This is a genomic window from Vicinamibacterales bacterium, assembly GCA_035699745.1.
Taxonomy (GTDB): Bacteria; Acidobacteriota; Vicinamibacteria; order Vicinamibacterales; family 2-12-FULL-66-21; genus JAICSD01.
Window position 1 is genome coordinate 36,711 of the sequence record DASSPH010000074.1, and the last position, 20,269, is coordinate 56,979.

At 70.4% G+C, this 20,269-nt stretch carries 21 protein-coding genes; 8 read left to right on the forward strand and 13 right to left on the reverse strand.

Features of this window, described 5'->3' with window-relative positions; genetic code table 11:
- Positions 1–293: 293 nt before the first annotated feature.
- Complete coding sequence (locus tag VFK57_18620; protein HET7697734.1) at positions 294–881, reverse strand: hypothetical protein; 588 nt, start codon at positions 879–881, stop codon at positions 294–296.
- Between the two features lie 89 nt (positions 882–970).
- On the opposite strand from VFK57_18620, the gene VFK57_18625 reads away from it, so the two are divergent.
- Positions 971–2,869: an alkaline phosphatase family protein gene (locus tag VFK57_18625; GenBank protein ID HET7697735.1), complete on the forward strand. Its 1,899-nt coding sequence runs from the start codon at positions 971–973 to the stop codon at positions 2,867–2,869.
- A 24-nt stretch (positions 2,870–2,893) separates the two neighbouring features.
- On the opposite strand, the gene VFK57_18630 is transcribed toward VFK57_18625, so the two are convergent.
- Positions 2,894–3,475: a biotin transporter BioY gene (locus VFK57_18630; protein ID HET7697736.1), complete on the reverse strand. Its 582-nt coding sequence runs from the start codon at positions 3,473–3,475 to the stop codon at positions 2,894–2,896.
- Positions 3,476–3,493: 18 nt separating this feature from the next.
- Here VFK57_18630 and thiD point away from each other — a divergent pair, with 18 nt between their 5' ends.
- The 6 genes from thiD to VFK57_18660 are packed head-to-tail and all read left to right on the forward strand — an operon-like array spanning position 3,494 to position 7,316.
- Entirely contained in the window at positions 3,494–4,294 is an 801-nt protein-coding gene (gene thiD, locus VFK57_18635; protein HET7697737.1) for a bifunctional hydroxymethylpyrimidine kinase/phosphomethylpyrimidine kinase, read from the forward strand.
- Positions 4,295–4,298: 4 nt separating this feature from the next.
- Positions 4,299–4,778 (forward strand): molybdenum cofactor biosynthesis protein MoaE, encoded by a 480-nt coding sequence (locus VFK57_18640; protein HET7697738.1) that lies wholly within the window; start codon positions 4,299–4,301, stop codon positions 4,776–4,778.
- Positions 4,769–5,014, forward strand: a complete 246-nt coding sequence (gene moaD / locus VFK57_18645) for a molybdopterin converting factor subunit 1 (protein HET7697739.1) — start codon at positions 4,769–4,771, stop codon at positions 5,012–5,014. The genes VFK57_18640 and moaD overlap by 10 nt, the downstream gene beginning before the upstream one ends.
- Positions 5,015–5,032: 18 nt before the next feature.
- Positions 5,033–6,121, forward strand: a complete 1,089-nt coding sequence (prfA, locus tag VFK57_18650; protein ID HET7697740.1) for a peptide chain release factor 1 — start codon at positions 5,033–5,035, stop codon at positions 6,119–6,121.
- Positions 6,108–6,959, forward strand: a complete 852-nt coding sequence (prmC, locus tag VFK57_18655; protein ID HET7697741.1) for a peptide chain release factor N(5)-glutamine methyltransferase — start codon at positions 6,108–6,110, stop codon at positions 6,957–6,959. Before prfA ends, prmC begins: the two co-directional genes overlap by 14 nt.
- Before the next feature lie 12 nt (positions 6,960–6,971).
- Positions 6,972–7,316, forward strand: a complete 345-nt coding sequence (locus VFK57_18660; GenBank protein HET7697742.1) for a histidine triad nucleotide-binding protein — start codon at positions 6,972–6,974, stop codon at positions 7,314–7,316.
- A 9-nt stretch (positions 7,317–7,325) separates the two neighbouring features.
- Here the strand turns inward: VFK57_18660 and VFK57_18665 are convergent, their stop codons facing one another.
- The 7 genes from VFK57_18665 to VFK57_18695 form a co-directional block, all read right to left on the reverse strand.
- A complete protein-coding gene (locus VFK57_18665; GenBank protein ID HET7697743.1) occupies positions 7,326–9,734 on the reverse strand; it encodes a helix-turn-helix domain-containing protein in 2,409 nt (802 codons plus the stop codon).
- 1 nt (position 9,735) lies between these two features.
- Complete coding sequence (locus tag VFK57_18670) at positions 9,736–10,551, reverse strand: class I SAM-dependent methyltransferase (protein HET7697744.1); 816 nt, start codon at positions 10,549–10,551, stop codon at positions 9,736–9,738.
- 43 nt (positions 10,552–10,594) lie between these two features.
- Positions 10,595–11,377 (reverse strand): hypothetical protein, encoded by a 783-nt coding sequence (locus tag VFK57_18675; GenBank protein ID HET7697745.1) that lies wholly within the window; start codon positions 11,375–11,377, stop codon positions 10,595–10,597.
- Positions 11,362–11,907 (reverse strand): hypothetical protein, encoded by a 546-nt coding sequence (locus VFK57_18680; protein HET7697746.1) that lies wholly within the window; start codon positions 11,905–11,907, stop codon positions 11,362–11,364. The genes VFK57_18675 and VFK57_18680 overlap by 16 nt, the downstream gene beginning before the upstream one ends.
- A 23-nt stretch (positions 11,908–11,930) precedes the next feature.
- Positions 11,931–12,959: a sigma 54-interacting transcriptional regulator gene (locus VFK57_18685; protein ID HET7697747.1), complete on the reverse strand. Its 1,029-nt coding sequence runs from the start codon at positions 12,957–12,959 to the stop codon at positions 11,931–11,933.
- A 96-nt stretch (positions 12,960–13,055) separates the two neighbouring features.
- Positions 13,056–14,192 carry a citrate synthase/methylcitrate synthase gene (locus VFK57_18690; protein ID HET7697748.1) on the reverse strand — a complete coding sequence of 379 codons (1,137 nt, stop codon included), beginning with the start codon at positions 14,190–14,192 and terminating at the stop codon, positions 13,056–13,058.
- Entirely contained in the window at positions 14,168–15,217 is a 1,050-nt protein-coding gene (locus tag VFK57_18695) for an AraC family transcriptional regulator (GenBank protein HET7697749.1), read from the reverse strand. The genes VFK57_18690 and VFK57_18695 overlap by 25 nt, the downstream gene beginning before the upstream one ends.
- Positions 15,218–15,396: 179 nt before the next feature.
- Between VFK57_18695 and VFK57_18700 the strand changes: the two genes are divergently transcribed.
- On the forward strand, positions 15,397–15,921 hold the full coding sequence (locus tag VFK57_18700; protein ID HET7697750.1) for a DinB family protein: 525 nt from the start codon (positions 15,397–15,399) through the stop codon (positions 15,919–15,921).
- 130 nt (positions 15,922–16,051) lie between these two features.
- Here VFK57_18700 and VFK57_18705 read toward each other — a convergent pair whose 3' ends face one another.
- Genes VFK57_18705 through VFK57_18720 form a run of 4 tightly spaced genes read right to left on the reverse strand, consistent with a single transcriptional unit; the run spans position 16,052 to position 20,236 of the window.
- On the reverse strand, positions 16,052–16,876 hold the full coding sequence (locus VFK57_18705; GenBank protein ID HET7697751.1) for a hypothetical protein: 825 nt from the start codon (positions 16,874–16,876) through the stop codon (positions 16,052–16,054).
- Entirely contained in the window at positions 16,873–17,583 is a 711-nt protein-coding gene (locus VFK57_18710; protein HET7697752.1) for an HAD family hydrolase, read from the reverse strand. Before VFK57_18710 ends, VFK57_18705 begins: the two co-directional genes overlap by 4 nt.
- Positions 17,583–18,959: a pitrilysin family protein gene (locus VFK57_18715; protein ID HET7697753.1), complete on the reverse strand. Its 1,377-nt coding sequence runs from the start codon at positions 18,957–18,959 to the stop codon at positions 17,583–17,585. The genes VFK57_18710 and VFK57_18715 overlap by 1 nt, the downstream gene beginning before the upstream one ends.
- Positions 18,956–20,236 carry a pitrilysin family protein gene (locus VFK57_18720; GenBank protein ID HET7697754.1) on the reverse strand — a complete coding sequence of 427 codons (1,281 nt, stop codon included), beginning with the start codon at positions 20,234–20,236 and terminating at the stop codon, positions 18,956–18,958. The genes VFK57_18715 and VFK57_18720 overlap by 4 nt, the downstream gene beginning before the upstream one ends.
- Positions 20,237–20,269 lie beyond the last annotated feature (33 nt).

Consider the following 20,269-nt stretch of genomic DNA (forward strand, 5'->3'; position numbering starts at 1 on the left):
GACGAGATTGGTCTTCGTGCCTTTGTGCCTTGGTGTCTTCGTGTCCGCTGCCGTCGGCCCCGTCGCAGTCAAGCCCTTGTCCGGCGCTGCAAACGAGACACGCCGAGACGCGCCACGGCGGCGGGCATCAAGATCACGAAGATCACCAAGTTCACAAAGAAGACGAGATTGGTCTTCGTGCCTTTGTGTCTTGGTGTCTTCGTGTCCGCTGCCGTCGGCCCCGTCGCAGTCAAGCCTTGTCCGGCGCTGCAAACGAGACACGCCGAGACGCGCCACGGCGGCGGGCATCAAGATCACGAAGAGATCACCAAGTTCACAAAGAAGACGAGATGGGTCTTCGTGCTCTCTGTGATCTGGGTGTCTTCGTGTCCGCTGCCGTCGGCCCCGTCGCAGTCAAGCCCTTGTCCGGCGCTGCAAACGAGACACGCTGAAACGCGCCACGGCGAGCGGGCATCAAGATCACGAAGATCACCAAGTTCACGAAGAAGACGAGATTGGTCTTCGTTGCCTTTGTGTCTTGGTGTCTTCGTGTCCGCTGCCGTCGGTCGGCCCGTCGCAGTCAAGCCTTGTCCGGCGCTGCAAACGAGACACGCCGAGACGCGCCACGCGGCGGGCATCAAGATCACGAAGATCACCAAGTTCACAAAGAAGACGAGATGGGTCTTCGTGCCTTTGTGTCTTGGTGTCTTCGTGTCCGCTGCCGTCGGCCCGTCGCAGCCAAGCCTTATCCGGCGCTGCAAACGAGACACGCTGAAACGCGCCACGGCGGCGGGCATCAAGATCACGAAGATCACCAAGTTCACAAAGAAGACGAGATTGGTCTTCGTGCCTTTGTGTCTTGGTGTCTTCGTGTCCGCTGCCCGTCGGCCCGTCGCAATCAAGCCTTATCCCGCGCTGCAGGCGATACCCGGTCGCCACACTGCCAGGCCTTCCCCAAGCGTCGCCCTTGACCGCGCGATAATGTCTCTGCATGACGTCCGTTCCTGACGCACGCGTTGACCAGCTGCGGGCGCAGCTTCGCGCGCTCGGCTATCTCGACGCCGGTGTCGACCGCTTCGTGCTCGGGCCGGCGCAGGATCGGCGCGGGCCGGCGGGGCTCGCGTTCCGTCTGGCGCTGCGGGTCGGCGTGCTCGGCGGCCTTCTGCTCGGGCCGGCGGCGGCGATTGGCGTCGGCGCGCGGCTGCCGGGACTGATCAGCGGCGTTCGCGATGCTGCCGTCATGGCGCTCTACCTCGCCGTCATCTTCTGGCTGGCGGTCGGCGCGCTGACGTTTCTCGTCATGATTGCGACGGTCGCGTTCGCGCGGCTCGGTGCGGGGCCATTCGACCGCCGCGGCCCGCGCGCGGCGCGCGCCGCGGCAGGGATCACCACGCTGGCCACTCTCGTGTACTTGACGCTGTGGTGGCGCAACGCCAGCGCCGGATTCGGCTGGAGCGCGCCGGCGTGGACCGCCTCGGCGCTGGTGCTCGCCGTCGCGATCAGCCTGCTGCTCGGCCACGCGCAGCGGATCGCAACGCTGGCCGTGCTCGCGTCCGCCGCGGGACCCTCGGCGCACCTGCCGCCGGTCGGCGCGCGCTCCTGGCGTGTCGTCCTGGCCGGAGGCGCCCTGGCGTTCGCCGGCGCGGCGGCGCTCCTGATCGTGACCGCGAGCGAAGCGGCGACGGCCTCCGCCACCTCTCCGCTGACCGTGGTTCCGACGGGCAAGCGACTCCGCGTCATCGCGATCGACGGCTTCGATACCTCGCTGTCGCCCGAGTCGGCGGCGGGTCTGCGCGCGGCGAATCAGGGACGGCACGCCGAGGTCGCGTCGCAGGACCTCGCCGATCCGGCGCGGGGCTGGACGACCATTGCGACGGGGACCCCGCCCGACGTCCATGGCGTGCACGCCCTCGAAACGCGGCGCGTGGCGGGACTCGTCGGCATTCTCAGCCCCGGCAGCGGACAGATCGGGCGGCTCGTGCAGTCAGCCACCGACGTGGTGCGGTTGACCAGGCCGGCCGCGGCCAGCCGCGAGGAGCGGCGCGTCAAGACCTTCTGGGAAGTCGCCGCGGACGCGGGGCTGCGCACCGCGGTGGTGAACTGGTGGGCGACGTGGCCGGCGGCGGCCGAGAGCGGCATCGTGATCAGCGATCGCGCGGTACTGCGACTCGAGCAGGGGGGGCCGCTGGACGCGGAGATCGCGCCTGCCCCGCTCTATGACACGTTGCAGGCGGCGTGGCCGGGCATCAGGAGCCGGGCGCGGGACGAGGCGCATCTCCAGTTCGACGGCCTCAGCGACGACGACGTGCGCCGGACGCTGATCCGGTCGGCGGAGCTGGATGCGACGGTGATCGGCATCTTCCAGGCGCTGCCCGGGCCGCCGCGCGACCTGGATGTGATCTATCTTCCCGGACTGGACATCGCGCAGCATGCGCTGCTGTCCGGCGTCGGCGCGACACCGTCCGTCCTCGCGGCGCGGCTCGACGCGCTGCGCCGTTACTATTCGTTTCTCGATCGTGCGCTGGCGCCGCTCGTGCCGCAGGATGACCCGTCGCTGATGGTCATGCGCATCCTGCAGCCCGGGCGCGTATCCACGCGCGCGCGCGGCAATGTCGCGCTCACCAACGCGGCGGAGCCGGCCGACGTCCTGGCGTCCATCGAACCGGTCGACATCGCACCAACCATTGCGTTCGCCCTGGGCGTGCCGCTGAGCCGCGAGCTGCCCGGCGCACCGGCGGAATTCCTGTTCCCGGCGGAGTTCACCCGCCGATTTCCGCCACGCTTCGTCGAGCGGTATTCGCCTCCGTCGGCGGCGCGCGGACCGCGAACAGGCAAGCCGCTCGATCACGAGATGATCGATCGGCTGCGCAGCCTGGGCTACATCAAATAGCCGGAAGCCGGAAGCTGGCAGCTGTCAGCGCAGGAATCGCCACGCCGCCGGCAGCACGGTGGCAGCGAGCATGACTTTGACGATGTCGGCGGGAATGAACGGAAGCAGTCCCGTGCGCACCGCGGTGGCGAGACCCACGTGGCCGCCGAACGCGAGCCAGAGCACGCCGCCGGTGAAGATGATCGAGAGCCCCGCGACCATGGCGAGCACCGACGTGAGATAGCGGCGGTCGAGGCCCCGCTGCGCGAGGTAGCCGGTGACGAGAGCGGCGATCGGATAGGTCATCAGGTAGCCGCCGGTCGGGCCAAGCAGCCGGGCGAATCCCTGCGGCAGAATGGGTGATGCGGCAAAGACCGGGAGGCCGGCGATGCCGAGCGCGAGATAGAGCACCTGCGCGCTCATCCCGAGACGCGCCCCGAGTGCGGCACCGCCGAGCAGCACGACCATCGGCTGCAGCGTGAAGGGGACCGGGGTGAACGGCAGCGGGATGCTCACCTGCGCGGCGGCGATCGTGAGCACGGTCACGAACAGCACCGCGGCGGCGCGGATCGCGCGCGACAGATCGGCGCGGCTCGACACCACATCCAGGAGCACGGGAGTATTCATGGGCCGGAATTGTACCGTATGGCTACGGCACTGACAATCGCGGGCAGCGACTCGGGCGGCGGCGCCGGCATCCAGGCGGACCTCAAGACGTTCGCGGCTGCCGGGGTCTACGGAACGTCCGCGATCACCGCCATCACGGCGCAGAACACGCTCGGCGTCACCGCGTGGGAGCCGGTCTCCACCGATCTCGTCATCGCGCAGATCGAAGCGGTCGCCGGCGACCTGGCGCCTGATGCGGTGAAGACCGGCATGCTGGCGACGGCCGCGATTGTCGAAGCGGTCGCGGCCGCCATCGAAGCGCTCGATCTGCCGCAGCTCGTCGTCGACCCGGTGATGATCGCCAAAGGCGGGGATCGGTTGCTGCGGCAGGATGCGGTGGGGGCGATCAAGGCGCACCTGCTGAAGCTGGCGGAGGTGGTGACCCCGAACGTTCCCGAGGCGGAGGTGCTCTCCGGGGTGCGCATCGCGGCCGAGGCGGACATGTTCCAGGCGGCGGTGCGGATCCGCGAGCTCGGCCCGCGCGTCGTAATCATCAAGGGAGGACACCTGGATTCCGCGGCGACCGGCGGCGACGTGGTGGACCTCGTGCTGCACGGGGACGGCGAGGTGTTCACGGTGCGCGGACCACGGATCCAGACGCCGCACACGCACGGCACGGGCTGCACCTTCGCCTCTGCCATCGCGGCGCAGCTCGCGCTCGGCCGGGGCATCGAGGACGCCGTCCGTTGGGCGCGCACGTATCTCGAAGGCGCAATCCGCCATGCGCCGGGGCTGGGCGCGGGGCACGGTCCGCTCAATCATTTCTGGCGGGTATACTGAAATCATGCCGCCGGCTGCCGGGTTCGTGGTGACGGGCGCCGCGCTCGATCCCGCCGCGGTCGCGGCGTCGGTGGCGCGGGACAGCGATGGCGCGGTCGCCGCGTTCGTCGGGCTGGTCCGCGACCACAATGCCGGCCGCCGCGTGCTGTGGCTCGAGTACGAGGCGTTCGAGCCGCTGGCGCTGAAGGCGTTCGAGCAGATCGCGCGGGAAGCCGCGGATCACTGGCCGGGCGCGCGGCTCGCGATTCACCATCGCACCGGCCGGGTCGCGATCGGCGACGCCAGCGTGGCGATTGCCGCGGCGTCGCCGCACCGCGCCGACGCTTTCGCGGCGTGCCGCTACGCGATCGAGCGGATCAAGCAGATCGCGCCGATCTGGAAGCACGAGCATTTCGACGGCGGCGAGGTGTGGATCGAAGGGGCCACCGCCGATCCCGCCGACGAGGCGGCGCGCCAGGCGGCGCTGGAACGCGCATGCACGTGAGGATTCGTCTGTTCGCCCGGCTCCGCGAGATGGCGGGTGCGGGGGAGCTGGCGCGCGAGGTGGCGGACGGCGCCACCGCCTCGGACGCGTGGCGGCTGCTGGTGCGCGAGTTTCCGCCGATGGGCGACTACACGCGCAACGTCGCCTGCGCCGTGAACGAGGAGTACGCGCAGCTGTCGGCGCGACTGAAAGACGGGGACGAGGTCGCGTTCCTGCCGCCGGTGTCCGGCGGCTGACCGCGGTCGGCCAACACCATGTACGAGAAACTACTGTCGGTCGAGAGCAAGTACGAGCAGATGATGGCCGAGATGGCGGACCCCGCCGTCCAGGCCGACAACGCGCGGTTCCGGAGCCATTCCAAGGCGCTCTCGGACATGCAGCCGCTCGTCGACAAGTTCCGCGAGTACAAGGACGTCCTCGCCGAGATCGAGGCGACCGAGCAGATGCTGCAGGACCCCGACATGCGCGAGCTCGCCGAACAGGAGATGGCGCAGCTCACCGCCCGGCGCGAGGCGCTGCTCGGCGAGATCAAGATCCTGCTCATCCCCAAGGATCCCAACGACGCCAAGAACATCATCCTCGAGATCCGCGCCGGCACCGGCGGCGACGAGGCGGCGCTGTTCGCCGCCGATCTGTTCCGCATGTACACGCGCTACGCCGAGCGCAACGGCTGGAAGGTCGAGCTGATGTCGACCAGCGAGAGCGGCGCCGGCGGCATCAAGGAAGTGATCGCCCTGATCTCGGGGCGCAACGTCTACAGCCGGCTGAAATACGAGAGCGGCGTGCACCGGGTGCAGCGGGTGCCGCAGACCGAGGCCAGCGGCCGGATTCACACGTCGACCGCGACCGTCGCCGTGCTGCCCGAGGCCGAGGACGTCGACATCCAGATCAACGACAAGGATCTCCGCATCGACACGTTCTGCTCGAGCGGTCCCGGCGGCCAGAGCGTCAACACCACCTACTCGGCGGTCCGCATCACCCACCTTCCCACCGGGCTGGTCGTCTCGCAGCAGGACGAGAAGTCGCAGATCAAGAACCGTGCGAAAGCGATGAAGGTCCTGCGCTCGCGTCTCTACGAGCTGGAGCTGCAGAAACAGCAGGACGCGATCGCCAGGGACCGGCGGTCGCAGGTCGGCACCGGCGAGCGCTCCGAGAAGATCCGCACCTACAACTTCAAGGAGAACCGCGTCACCGATCACCGCATCGGCTTCACCATGCACCAGCTCGACGCCGCGCTCGAGGGAGAGCTCGATCAGTTGATCGACGCCGCGACCACCCACTTCAACTCGGAGAAGCTCAGGGACCTCACCACCGCCGACGCGTCGCCTGATGACAATCGCTGAGCACCTCGCCGCCGCCCGCCGCGCGCTCGAGAGCGCGGGCGTGGCGCCGCCGGAGGCCGGGCTCGACGCGGACCTGCTCGCACGGCACGTGCTCGGCTGGGATCGCGCGGCGCTCGTGGCGCGCCGCCGCGAAGAGGCGCCGGCGGAGTTCGCCGCCGCGTATCCGGCGCTGGTCGCGCGCCGCGCCGCCCGCGAGCCGGTCGCCTACATCCTCGGCGAGCGCGAATTCTGGGGACTGGCGTTCGAGGTGACCCCCGAGGTGCTCGTGCCGCGGCCCGAGACCGAACTGATCGTCGAAGAGGCGCTGGTCGCGTTCGGCGGCGGTCCGCCGCCGGCGACCGTGATCGACGTCTGCACCGGCAGCGGCTGCCTCGCGGTCGTCCTGGCGCGTGAATTCGGCGGCGCCGACGTCGTCGCCACCGACATCTCGGAGGCGGCCCTCGCGGTCGCCCGGCGCAACGCGCAGCGCCATCACGTCGCCGCGCGCATCGCCTTTCGCGCCGCCGATCTGCTCGACGGCGTCAGCGCCCGCGCCGATCTCATCGTCTCGAACCCGCCGTACGTCGCCCGCCGCGACGCGGCGGCGCTGCCGCCCGAAGTCCGCGATCACGAGCCGCACGTCGCGCTCTTCGCCGGCGACGATGGCCTCGAGGTCTACCGCCGCCTGCTGCCGGCGGCGCGGCAGCGCCTGACGCAGAACGGCAGACTGGTGATCGAGATCGGCCAGCATCAGGCCGATCCGGTGACCGAGCTCGCCGACGCGGCGCGGCTGCGGCTGGATCACACCCGCCAGGATCTCCAGCGGATCACCCGGACGATGGTGTTCGCGCCGCAGTGATATGTTCACGGCATGAGCGATTGCCTGTTCTGCCGCGTGATCCGCAAGGAGATTCCGGCGTCCGTGATTCATGAGGACGAGCGGCTGCTCGTGTTCAACGACATCAACCCGCAGGCGCCGCTCCATGCCCTGGTCGTGCCGAAGCGTCACATCGCGACGCTGAACGACCTGTCGGCGGCCGACGATGGGATCGTCGGGGAGATGGTCCGCCGGGCGGCCGCCGTCGCCCGCGAGCGCGGCTACGCCGACCGCGGCTTCCGCACCGTGTTCAACACCAACGCTGAAGCCGGCCAGACCGTTTTTCACATCCACCTGCACGTGCTCGCCGGCCGCGGCCTGACCTGGCCGCCGGGGTGATCCCCCGCGTCACGGTCCGGCGCTGACCGGCACGGGCTGCTCGCCGACACACCCGCCGCCCGCCAGCGCGCCGTCGATGTCGTGCAGGAGCGTGTCGATCGACGTCTCGCGCCCCGAGGCATGGGCCCAGGTCCACCGATCGGGACCGAGCCGTGCGCGAACCTCCCGCGTGACCTGCGCGCACAAATCGGACACGGGTTTCATCACGATCGCCGCGCCGCTGCGTTCGGCGACGATGCTCTGCGCTCCGAGGATGCGCGCCGCCCAGAGATGTTCCCCTCTCAGCGCCGCGGCGGCGGCGAGCGGCACCGTGACGTGCACGAAGGCGGACTTGTCGTGAAGGTCGCGGATACGCGTCAGACTCTGACGGACCAGCTTCAGCGCCTGGTCGGCCGCCTGGACCCGCACCGCCAGTACGGCGCGCATGCACAAGGCGCGCGCGACGAACCAGGGGCCCGCCTGTTCGAGCGCCGAGGCCGCGTCGTCCAGCAGGCGTTCCGCTTCACGCGCGTCACCCATCTCGATCGCGACCGCCGAGAGTCCGACCAGCGCGTTGCCGGTCCCCCACGCGGCATCGAGCGCGCTGAACCCTGCCGCGGCACGCGCGAACCACGCGCGCGCCGCGCTGAGATTGCCGGCATCGAACTCGACGCGCGCGAAGACGTCGGCAGCCTTGGCCCGCACGATCGGATCCACGTCGGCGGCGTCGAGCAGGCCCGCGGCCACCGAGAGCGCCGATCGGGCGCGTTGGCTGTCCCCCTGGAGAAGCCGCATCACCGCCGCGCCGGTGAGCGCCTGCGCCTGTTCGGCGCGCGGCAGGGGAGACAGCCGGAGCGCCGCCTCGTACCACCACAACCCTTCCGACGCCCTGCCGCGAATCACCCAGTAGAGCAGCAGGCCCCAGGCGATGATCGCCACGTCGGCGCCGCGGCGGCGATCGAGCAGCCACACCAGCGCCGCGCGGTAATTCTCGAGATCCTCTTCGACGCGGTGGAGCCATTCTGCCTGGCCCGGGCCGACGAGTCCCTGAAACGCAACGGCTGCTTCGTTCACGCAGTACCGGGTGAGTCCTTCCATGGCGCCCTCGAACTCGTTCGACGCGGCCAGCTCGCGTGCGCCATACGCGCGGACGGTTTCGAGGCTGCGGTACACCGGCCGCGCCGGAACGCGGCTCGTCGCGCGGAGGACGAGGCTCTTGTCGACGAGCGCGGCGACCAGTCCGAGGACGTCGCCGCCGCAGCAGGAACGCCCGGGCTCGGCGAGCACGGCCGCGGCCGCGTCCATCGAGAACCGGCCGGGCAGCACGCTGACGCGGCGCAGCGCGCGCCGCGTTTCGCGGTCGAGCAGCTGGTAGCTCCATTCGACCGTCGCATCGATGGTCTGGTGCCGCTCGTGGCGATCGCGCGGCTCGGCGATCGAGAGCAGCGGGTTGCGCTCGAGCCGGTGCGCCAGGTCCTCGGCCGAGAGGACTTTCAGCCACGGCGCGGCCAGCTCCAGCGCCAGGGGCAGCGCGTCGAGCCGGCGGCAGATGGCGGCGATCACCGGCGCGGTCGCGGCGGTGAGGGAGAACTCCGGCTGCGCATCGCGCACCCGCTCCAGGAACAGCCGCACGGCTGGCACGCGCAGCAGTTCCGCCGCGGACATCGTCTCGGCTCGCTCCGGCAGGGTGAGCGGCGCGACCGGATACTGGCGCTCGCCCCGGATGCGCAGCGGCGCGCGGCTGCTTGCCAGGATGCGCAGCACGGGCACCGACGCCAGGAGTTCCGCGACGAGCGGCGCGGCGTCGAGCACCTGTTCGAGGTTGTCGAGGACCAGCAGTGTCGGGCGGCCGTCGCAGGCCGCGCGCGCGCGCTGCGACAGATCGGTCGCGCTCAGGTCGGCCAGCCCCAGGGCCTCGGCTATCGCGCAGGCCACCAGTCCGGGATCGCGAATCGCGGCCAGCGGCGTGAACACCACGCGGCTGGACCGATCCTCGACGATGCCCCGCGCGACCTCCAGCGCGAGACGCGTCTTGCCGACGCCGCCGGGACCGACCAGCGTGATCAGCCGCACGTCCGGGCGGGCGAGCCAGTCGCGCAGCACGGGGACATCGCTCTCGCGCCCTCGGAACGTGGTGACCGGGGTCGGCAGCAGCGCCGGGCCGAGATCGTCGGCGGCACTCGGCACCGGGGCGGGACGCGCGCTCGCAAACAGCGCGTCGCGGGTCTCCGCGGCGAGATCCAGCGCGTCCGCCAGTGCCCGAACGGTATCGAGCTGGGGCCGCCGCCGCTGTCCGCGCTCCAGCGCACTGACCGCGTGAACCGACAGTCCGGCGATCGTCGCGAGTTCCTCCTGCGTGAACCCCGCCGCCTCCCGGAGCGCCTTCAGTCGCGCCGCGAACGATACCGGCTGATCCTTCATCTCGCCATCGCCGCGCATCTCACCGCCTCGTCGCGCCGACTTCGATGTACTCGGCGTACACCATCGTCGTCCCGTCGCCGGCGGTGTTGTTGCTGCTCCACAGCGCCGTCAGCTCGTCGTGCAGAAGCTTGCGCCGCTCGCCGCTCAGGGACGCGAACGCGCGCGCCGCGGGACCGTAATACTCGACGAAGAAGTCGACGACCTCGCGCGGCGAGAACGGATATTCGAGCGGATACGTGCGCCGGGTGGCGGTCAGATCGGTTACGGCCGCGCCGAACCGCTGCCGGCAGGTCGTCTCACTGCCCCACAGGAGCGGCGACGGCGCGGACGGCGGCGGCACGTGGCGAGCGATGACGGCGAACATCTGTCCGACGTGTCCGGTGGCCGTCCAGTTGCCCATGACGATGCGGCCGCCCGGCCGGCAGACGCGGCTCATCTCGCGGGCGACCAGCTCCGGCTGCGGCGCGAACATCGCGCCGATCAGACTGATCACGACGTCGAACGACGCGTCCGCGTAGGGGAGATCCTCGGCGTCTCCTTCATCGACCCGAACGTCCAAGCCGTACTGCGCCGCTCTCGCCCGCGCCTGGCGCACCAGGTTCGACGCGAGATCGAGGCCGGTCGCGTGCATGCCGCGCCGCGCCGCCGGCAGCAGCAGTTGACCGGCGCCGCAGGCGACGTCGAGCAGCTGCGTGCCCGGCTGAAGCGCGAGCCGATCGAAGAACTCCAGCGCCCCTTTCTCCAGGAACCTGGCGAACACGCCGTAGTCGCCCGACTCCCACGTGGCCTTGAGGCGCGTCTTCAGTACCTGCATTTCCGGCGACAACGTCAGCATGTCGGCACCGCGGGCACGGCCGGCAGGCCGGCGACTGGTCTCATCATCGATGTCTCTCCTCTTGCCTTTTTTCGTCGACGCCTGTCTTCGCGCCAGCCCGACGCTCAGGCGATCGCGTCGTTGTCTCGGGCCGTATGCACGGCGCGACGGGATAATCGAGCAGCGGCTCCCGCGCAAGCGCGCGCAGGCGGTTTCTGAGGCGCACCACGCCGCTGCAGGTCAGTTGAAAGGGCGCGCGATCCGGCTCCGCCAGCTCGCCGGGCCGGAACGACGCGCGCATCAGGCCGTCGCGGTCGTGGAACGGCGGCCCGAGAAGCACGTGACCGATCTCGTGGGCGAGCACCCGTCCGAGCGCAAGCGCCATCTCCGCGTCGCGCACCATGCCGGGCGGTGCCGGGCGGCCGGACCGGTCGGCCAGCACCTGCTCGGTGGCGTCGAACGACACACGGATCGGATGCGCCGCGCCGAGATCGCCGCCGAGCGCCGCTTCTCCCAGGGTCATCGGCCATCCGGTCCGCGAGTGCTGCTGGAAGTCGCGCTCGACGCTGGCATCGAGCGACAGGGCGCGCGGCGCGTCCGAGCCGTTCCCGTCCGCCGCCCATTGCAGCCGCACGCTGTACGGGGCCCAGATCGCCTCCACTTCGCTCTTCAGCAGCGGCGCGATCTGCGGCGGGATCGATCGAGGGAGGCGCAGGCAGATGTCGATCGTGAAGTGCTCGAGCGGATCCGTGGATGGCAGCGGACCGGCCGCCGCGCGTGCCGCGAGCAGCAGCAGCACCGCGGCGCGCGCGAACGTCCCGGTCCTTCCCGTTACCGCCGATCGCATGAGACGCGCGGGTTGAAGTCCGCGAACGTGCCCTTGGGATTGTCGCGCCATGCCCACACGTGCAGCTCGTAGAACGCCGGCAGCCGGAACCGGTTCGGGCTCGCGACGAAGTGAAACACCTGGCCTTCGAGCTCCGGCGGAGTTGCCGGATTGCCGTGCGCCGCATCCCACGCTTCGGCCGGGACGATGAACTCGACGCCGACGAGGCGGGCGCGGCCGTTCTCGACCTCGTAGATCAACGCCTCCGGCTTGGCGGCGTCGGGCTCCTTGCCGTCCACCAGCTCGAAGTTCACGAAGTGAACGCCCATGGCGCCGGCCTCCGGGCCGCTCACGCAGCCGAGGAACTGCTGGTAGCCGGGAGGAACGCTCTGGCGGAACGGCTCGGTCGCTTCGCGCACCTTCTCAACCAGCCTGGAGAGCCCGGCCCCTCCGTCCTGCTCCTGTTCGATCTGCTCGTCGTGCACCAAGCCTGCGGCGGCATGCAGCCGCGGCGCGGCGGTGATCGCTCCGGTGATGAGGGCGACAGCCAACAGTGAAAGACCTGTTCTCGACATCAGTGCTCCTTCCGAATCTCAGATGAATCCCCCCTGCCAATCAGGGGGTACTTGGCGAGGTAATAGGTGAGCGCGCGCGGGCTGATCCCGAGCAGCGTCGCCGCCTGCCGTTTCAACGGGGACATCTCGAGTGCGCGGCGGATCGTGTCCCGTTCGACCCGCTCGACGTTCTGCTGCAGGTTCAGCGACAGCGCTCCGGCGCCCGCCGCCGGCGTCCTGGCTTCGATGGTGACCACGTCGCGCGCGATCACCGTGCCGGTCGTCAGCACCACCGCGCGCTCGATGGTGTGCTCCAGCTGCCGCACGTTGCCCGGCCAGTGATAGCCCTGGAGCGTGGCGATGACGCCGTCTTCGATGGCCGCGATCGGCTTGTGATTGCGGGCCGCGTGCTTCTCGACGAAATGGTCGACCAGCATCGGAATGTCGTCGGCGCGCTCGCGCAGCGGCGGCACGACGATGGGGACGACGAGCAGCCGGTAGAACAGGTCGGCCTGGAACCTGCCCTCTTCCACGAGCTGGTGCAGGTCGCGGTTGGTGGCGGCGATCACCCGGACGTCGACGCGCTCGGCCCGCTCGGCGCCGAGCGGCTCGACTTCCCGCTCCTGCAGGACGCGCAGCAGCTTGGCCTGCAGTCCGCCGCTCATCGTCCCGATCTCGTCGAGGAAGATGGAGCCGCGGTCGGCGAGCGAGAAGCGTCCGCGCTTGGTGGAGGTGGCGTCGGTGAACGCGCCGCGCACGTGCCCGAAGAGATTGGATTCGAGCAGCGTGTCGGGAATCGCGGCGCAGTTGACGCTGACAAACGGCATGGCGCGTCGCGCGCTGCGCTGGTGGATGGCGCGGGCGACCAGCTCTTTACCGGTGCCGGTCTCGCCGGTGATCAACACGGTGCTGCTGGATGCGGACACCAGGTCGATCCGCCGGACCACCTCGCCGATGGCGCGGCTCCGGCCGACGAGGCCGAAGCGGGAGAAGTGCGGCCCTGCGCCGTGCGCCGGGCTCGGAGCGAACGCGATAGCGGCGTCGGACATGAGGCGAGTCTGAACTCGGCGCCCGCGAGGGACCACCCACAGCACCCGCACAGGACTCGTACGCGGCGCTGTACGGGTCGACGGCTGAGGAATCCATCAGGAAATTGGCCGCGCGCCGGGCGCCGCCGCGGCGGCGCCGACATAGACGGAGGCGGGCCGTATCAGTCGGCCGGCGCGGCGCTGCTCATCGACGTGCGCGCACCATCCGACCACGCGCGACACCGCGAACGTGGCCGAGAAGAGCGAGCGCGGAATGCCCAGCGCGTCCAGCAGGATCGCCGTGTAGAACTCGACGTTCGCGCGCAGGCCGCGCGCGGGGTACCGTTCGGCGAGGAGGCGCTCGGCCTCCTGCTCGACGGCGCGCGCGAGCGCGAGGCGCCGATCGTCCGCGTGGCTGCGCTCGAGCGACGACGTCACGCGCTCGAGCGCCGCGGCCCTCGGGTCGCGGACGCGATAGATGCGGTGCCCCATGCCCATGATCCGGCGTCCGGCGGCGAGCTCCGCTTCCAGCCACGCCCGGACGCTTTCGCGACGGCCGATGGCGTCGAGCATGTCCAGCACCGGCCCGGGAGCGCCGCCGTGCAGCGGCCCCTTCAGCGCACAGATGCCCGCGACGACCGCGCTGACGAGGTCCGCGCCGGTCGACGCCACTACCCGCGCGGCGAAGGTCGAGGCGTTCATCCCGTGATCGACCACGCAGGCGAAGTAGGCATCCAGCGCGGCCGCGTGAGACGCGCCCGGCAGGCGGCCGGTCAGCATCTGCAGGTAGTCGGCGGCGTGCGAGAGTTCCGGTCGCGGCGGGACAACCGGCTGGCCGGCCTGGCGGCGGGCCCATGCGGCGGCGAACACGGGAATCGCGGCGGTCACCTGCAGACGATCTATGGCCGGATCGGCCGCGGTGAGCTGGCCGACGGCGGCTCGCAGCGCGTCCATGCCGTCGCCGGCGTCGAGCGCCGCGCCCAGGGAGTTCAGACGCGCGAACGCGTCGCGCCTTCCAGTCGCCAGCGCTGCGCGCAGGTCACCGCCGACGCCCGCCGATGGCCACTCGCCCGTCCACACCAGGCCGCAGAGATCTTCGAACGTGGCGCGCCCCGCCAGATCCTCGACGCTGCAGCCTCGGATGACCAGCCGGCCGTGTTCGCCGTCGACATCGCTCAGTTCCGTGTGCGCGACCACGATGCCGTCGAGTCCGCTGGCCCGTGCCGTGTTCATGTCGTCGTTCCACCTGAGCATGCCTCCAGTGTGCGGAGGGCGGCACCATCGCGGACAGGCACAGCGCCAGGACAGAGGTCGTACGACGGCCGTACGAGGCGCCAGCTCGCCGGCGGGAGGCCGACGAGGCGCTTGAAGGCGCGGCTGAACGCCGCTTCTGATTCATAGCCGACGGCGCTCGCAACCGCGGCGATCGGCTGCCGATCGAGCAGCAGGCGCGAGGCGAGCTGCATCCGCCACAGCGCGAGGTACTGCATCGGCGGCCGGCCGATCATCTCCGTGAAGCGCTGCGCGAGCACCGACCGGGACAGTCCGACCGCCCGCGCGAGGCGTTCCACGGTCCACCGCTGATGGGGCTCGGCGTGCAGCGCGCCGAGGGCCCGCGCCATCGTCGGATCCCGCAGTCCCGCGAGCCATCCGGCTCCGGGCGGCAGCGTCTCGAGATGGCGGCGGATCGTTTCGACGAACAACAGCTCGGACAGCCGGGCGAGGACGTTCTCGCGGCCGGCGCGCGTGCTCCGCGCTTCCTTCGCCGCCATGACCAGCAGGGTGCCGAGCGGCTCGGCGTCCGCGTCGGAACGGCCGGACGACAGGTGCACGACGGAGGGCAACGCGTCCAGCAGCGGGTTGAAGGGCTGGTCGTCGCACCCGAGGAAACAGCACACGATGCGCGCCCGCTCGCCGCCCGATCCGCCCAGCTCGTAGAACATCGGCAGCGGCGTCGACCTCCGGGCGAAGGCCTGCATGTCCGGCGCCGCGCGCAGGCCGGGCGCGCTCGCGAGGACATGCGCGTCGCCGTGCGGAAAGACGAGCACGTCTCCCTCCCGCAGGCGCTCGGGAGGATCGCCGATGGCGTGGCCCCACCCGGATCCCCGGGCGATGAGATGGAACTCGATCAGGCGCTGGGCGCCAGGCATCACCTGTCCGACGATCTCGCGCGACCGGGGCGCCTCCACGACCCACGGCGAGCGCAGTTCGAAATCGAAGTACACCGCGCCGGTCATGCGGACGGCGCGCAGGACGTCGGAGAGGACGTCAGTCTGCACGGCCGCTCCCGCGGACGCGCGGACGAGCGGCGCGGACGATCGGGCATGCGCGCGCCATTGGCGGACGCGCGGCGAACGATCCCGGACGCCCGCGCATGGCCCTCACGCCCGACCGTCTCGTATCGTCGGCATCGGACCGCGCAATGACGCACCCGGTCCCCGTTCCCGAGGATTCATTCATGATCGACATCGCTGCACACCTTCCCGCCACTACCCCTCAGACCTCGCGCCGCGCCGGCGCGCTCGCCGAGCGCCTCGAAGCGGGCGCCCGCGCGCTCGCCGCGCTGGCCGCCTCGCTCACCGACGCGCAGTGGCGCTCGCGCATCCGCGGCGACGGCCGCCGCATCGGCGTCGTGGTGCACCACGTCGCGAGCGTTTATCCCATCGAGATCCAGCTCGCACAGAAGCTGGCCGCGGGATCGCCGATCACCGGCGTCACCTGGAACGACATCCACGCGATGAACGGCGCGCATGCCGCCGAACACGACGGAGCGGCGAAGGCGGCGACGCTCGATCTGCTGGCGCGCAACAGTGCCGCAGCCGCGGCTGCGATCCGCGCGCTCAGCGACGAGGAGCTCGATCGCGCGGCGCCGGCGTCGCTGTACGCGGACGCGCCCGTCACCTGCCAGTTCATGCTCGAAGATCACGCCGTGCGCCACAGTTACCACCACCTGGCGGCCATCGCGCAGACGCTCGAGTCCTGAGCCATGCAAATTCCGGCGCCACTCGGTAGGCGCCTGATCTGCACGGCAGAAAAGAGAAACGGGAGGTGCGATCGCGGCTCGCGCTTACGGAGCCGGTAAGCCGCGTTACGGGAAGCGGCTGGCGCGCAGACTAGGTGCGAACGACGAGATACTGGCCGCGTCCGGACGCGCGGGACAGAAAGAAATCGACCACGCGGTAGTGGCGGGCGAAGTAGTGCTCGAAGATCGCGCGGGTGGCCATGCGCCAGTCGAGCGCGAGCGCCGGCTCCTGCTGTTGCATCGCCGGGTAGTCGACCGGAATCTCGACCAGCAGCCGCGGCGCGTCAGCCGTCAGATCGGCGGCGCCCGGCGCCAGCCACTGCTTCGCCTGGCGTGACGGATTGATCAGCGGCGCGGTGACGATCGCCGCGTCGCGGATCAGCCCCACGCCGCGCGCCGCGAGCCGCCGCTCGACGTGCGGCGCCGTCAGCTTCCACTCGGCGACGAAGCGATCGGTCGGCGATCCGCTGTGCAGCGGGCTGCTCGACCCGCCGTAGATGTTCTCTTCGTACTCCTCGACGACGACGCCGAGCCGCGCGAAGTTGAGGTGCGCGTTCAGCGCCTGCAGCGGATCGTAGGTCCACTCGATCAGATCGATGCCCATGGCGAGCGCCCGGTCGCGCTGCGCCAGCTTGAGGCGGAAGCCAAGCCCGCCGTCGCGCGCCCCTGGCACGACGCCCAGCATGTGCGACCACTGCGCCAGCCGGCCGTCCTTGATCGAAGGAATGGAATAGACGAAGCCCTGCATGACGCCGGCGCCGTCGAACGCCCCGAGCAGGATGCCGCCGCGCTTGATCGACACGATCAGCACCGGCGGCGGCACGACGTCTTCGGCGTCGGTGTAGCCCCAGATCTCCCGCTCGAGCGCCGCGACCGCGCGGCAGTCGTCGATCGTCGTCAGATCGCGGATGATCACAGGAGCGCCGGCAGCTCGCGCAGCGAATGGATCACCGGCACCTCCGGCGGCGCCCCTTTCGAGAGCCCGGACCGCACGACCAGCACGCCGCGCATCCCGAGCGAGAGCGCGCCGGCGATGTCGTGCGGCACGCTGTCGCCGACCATCACCGCTTCCGCCGCGGCGACGCCGGCGCGGCGCAGGCCGGCCTCGAAGATCGAGCGATGCGGCTTCATGTAGCCGTGCTCGGCCGACGAGATCGAGACGTCGAACAGCCCGTGCAGCTCGAAGTGCTCCTCGAACGTGGCGAGCGACCGCTGGGTGTTGGAGATCAGGCCGATCGTGTAACCCGATTGGCGGAGATCGCGCAGCACGTCGGGGACTTCCTCGTACAGCGTGAAGTGGTGGCACGACGACCAGGCATCGTAGAGATCGCGCGCCGCCGCCTCGGCGCCGGCGCCGGATCCGCCCATCGCTTCGATGATCCGCAGCGTGTAGCCGATGAACACCGCGGGATCGTAGACACCGCCGCGCGCGTCCAGGTTCGCCGACGCCTGTGCCACCGCAGCCTCGAACCGCGCCGCGTCGACCGCGACGCCGTGACGCGCGCAGGCCTCGGCGTAGCCGTGGCCCTGGAACGCGGGGCCGGGATGGATCAGCGTGAAGTCGACGTCGAAGAAGACGGCCTTGGTGTTCACACTCGTGGGCTTGCCTCGCCGAAGCGTCATCAATGATGCGGAACCGAAGGCGGGGCTTGCCCGCCGAAGCTCGCGTCACTGTCACCGCGAGCGAAGGCGGAGCCTGCCTCGCCGAAGCTCGCGTGCCCGTCACCGCGAGCGAAGGCGGAGCCGGCGACGGCAACGCACGCGCGCTCGGGATCGAGCACGGCGGCGGCCGCCGCGTTGACGTCCTCGAGCGTGACCGCGCGCAGCAGCGACGGCAGCCTGCGATCGTAGTCCAGGCCGAGACCGAAGAACTCGGCGGTCTGGAGGAACACCGCGATGCTCTGATTCGTCTCCAGCATCCGCGGGATCGAACCGATCAGGTACTGCCTGGTCTCGGCCAGCTCCCGTTCCGTCGCCCCCTCGCGGCCGAGGGCGCCGACTTCCGCGTCGATCGCCGCAATCGCGCGCTCGACGTTCGCCGGATCGACACCGGCGCGAATCACCAGCGGCCCCGGGCCGAGACTCGGGTCGAACGAGCTGAACGCGTAGTACGCCATGCCCTGCCGCTCGCGGATGTTCTCCGCGAGCCGGCCGCCGAGCCCGAACTGCCCGAGGATGTTGTTCATCACCCAGTGGCTGCAGTACGCCGGATCCAGCCGGCTGATGCTCGTGAACCCGTACGCGATGTCCGTCTGCGACTTGTCCGCCATCTCGATTGCCGCCTGCTGCCGGGCCGCGGCCCGGCTCACCGGCGGCACCGGCCGGTTCGGCGCCGGCACGGCATCCCAGCCGTCGAAGGCGTCGCGCGCCGCCGCCAGCGCCGTGTCGGCGCGCACGTCACCGACGATCGCGATCGAGAGTGCGGCGGGTCCGAACCGGGCGCGATGGAAGGCAACGAGATCGGCGCGCGTGAACCGCTCGACGCTGGCGATCGTCCCCTTCGCCGGACGCCCGTAGGGATGCGACGCCCCATAGAGCAGCGTTTGCAGCGCCTCGCTCGCCCGCACCCCCGGGTTGTCGAGATCCTGCCGGATCGCCGTGATCGTCTCCGCCCGCCGCTTCTCGATTTCCTCTTCGGGGAACACCGGATTGCGGACCACGTCGGCGAGCACGCCGAAGATGTGGTGAAAGTCCTCGCTGAGGCAGGTGCAGGACAGCGAGAGCACGTGGCGGTTGGTCGAGACCCGCAGCGCGACGCCGCGGTCGTCGAGCGCTTCGGCGACGGCCATGGCGCTTCGCGTCGCCGTGCCCCGATCGATGACGCGGCCGAGAAACCAGGCCAGCCCCGGACGATCGTCCGGCTCTTCGAGACTGCCGGCGCGGAACGCCAGGTTGATGGTGACGGCCGGCGAGAAGGCGGTTTCCTGGACGATCAACACCGCCCCGTTCGCCAGCGGCTCGCGAACCGCGGTCAGCCCGCTCGCCACCGTCGTCGTCATCGCTTGCGCTCCAGAGGGCGGAACCAGCCGACGGTCCGCCGCTCGCGCGCGAGATAGCGCGCCGCGACGTCGGCCACCTGCGCTGCCGTCACCGCGGCGAGATGCGACGGCATCTCCTCGAAGTATCCCGGTCCCGTGACGGTCTCGAAGTACCCGAGTTGATGCGCGACGTTGGTGACGCTGTCGTTCTCGAAGACCAGCCGGGCGCGGAGTTGACGCTTCGCGCGAAGCACTTCCTCGTCCGTCAGCCCCTGCTCGCGCACGCGCTCGATCTCCGAGGTCGCCGCGGCCTCGAGGTCGGCCAGTGGAACCCCGTCCGTGGCGGTGAAGCCGACGCTGTAGAGGAACGGCTCGCGCGTCGGCAGCAGCGAGCCGCCCACGGCGGAGGCCAATCCGCGCTCCACGAGTGCGGTGTACAGCCGGGCGCGCCGCTGCGGCGGGGCGCCGCGGAAGCTCGACCAGATGTTGAGCCCCTTCGCGCCGGTGAGCGCGGCGTCGAGCACGAGCATGGGGAAAAAATCCGCGTGGCGCGCCGCCGGCGAGTGCCACGCGAACTTGAGGTAGGCAGTCGTCCCCTCGCGTTCGAGCAGCACCCGGCGCTCGCCGATCTGGACCGGTTCGGCTGGCCGGGTCTGCAGGGGCGCCGGACCGCCGTTCAAACTGCCGAACTGCCGCTGCGCCCGGCGCAGCACGTCCTCCGTGTCGACGTCGCCGACCACCACCAGCGTCGCGTTCGAGGGCACATAGTGACGCCGATAGTGGCCGTAGAGGTCATCCCGCGTCATCGTCCTCAGATCGTCGATCCAGCCGATGGTCGGGTGGCGGTACGGATGGGCGCGGAAGGCAGTGGCCGTGACCTCGGTGTCGAGGAGCTGATCCGGATCGTTCTCCCCGCCCTGCAGCTCCGAGATGATGACCGTCCGCTCGGACTCGCATTCCTGCGGCTCGTAGAGCCCGTGCGCCATCCGCTCCGCTTCGATGAACAGCAGCGTATCGAGGGCGTCCCTGCCGGCCGTCTCGAGATAGGTGGTCTGATCGAGCCAGGTGTATCCGTTCCAGGTGCCGCCGAATTTCTCGACGATCCCCTTCATTTCGTCGCGAGGGATGTTGGTCGTGCCCTTGAAATTCATGTGCTCGACCCAGTGCGAGACGCCGGTGCGTCCCGGCGCCTCGTCGCCCGAGCCGACTTTGTACCAGCACCAGACCGATACCAGCGGCGCGGTATGAAGCTCCTGAACCAGGATCTTCAGCCCATTGTCCAAATGAGTGGACCGCACCCCGTAAGTATATGCGGCGTGCTTGGCCCATCC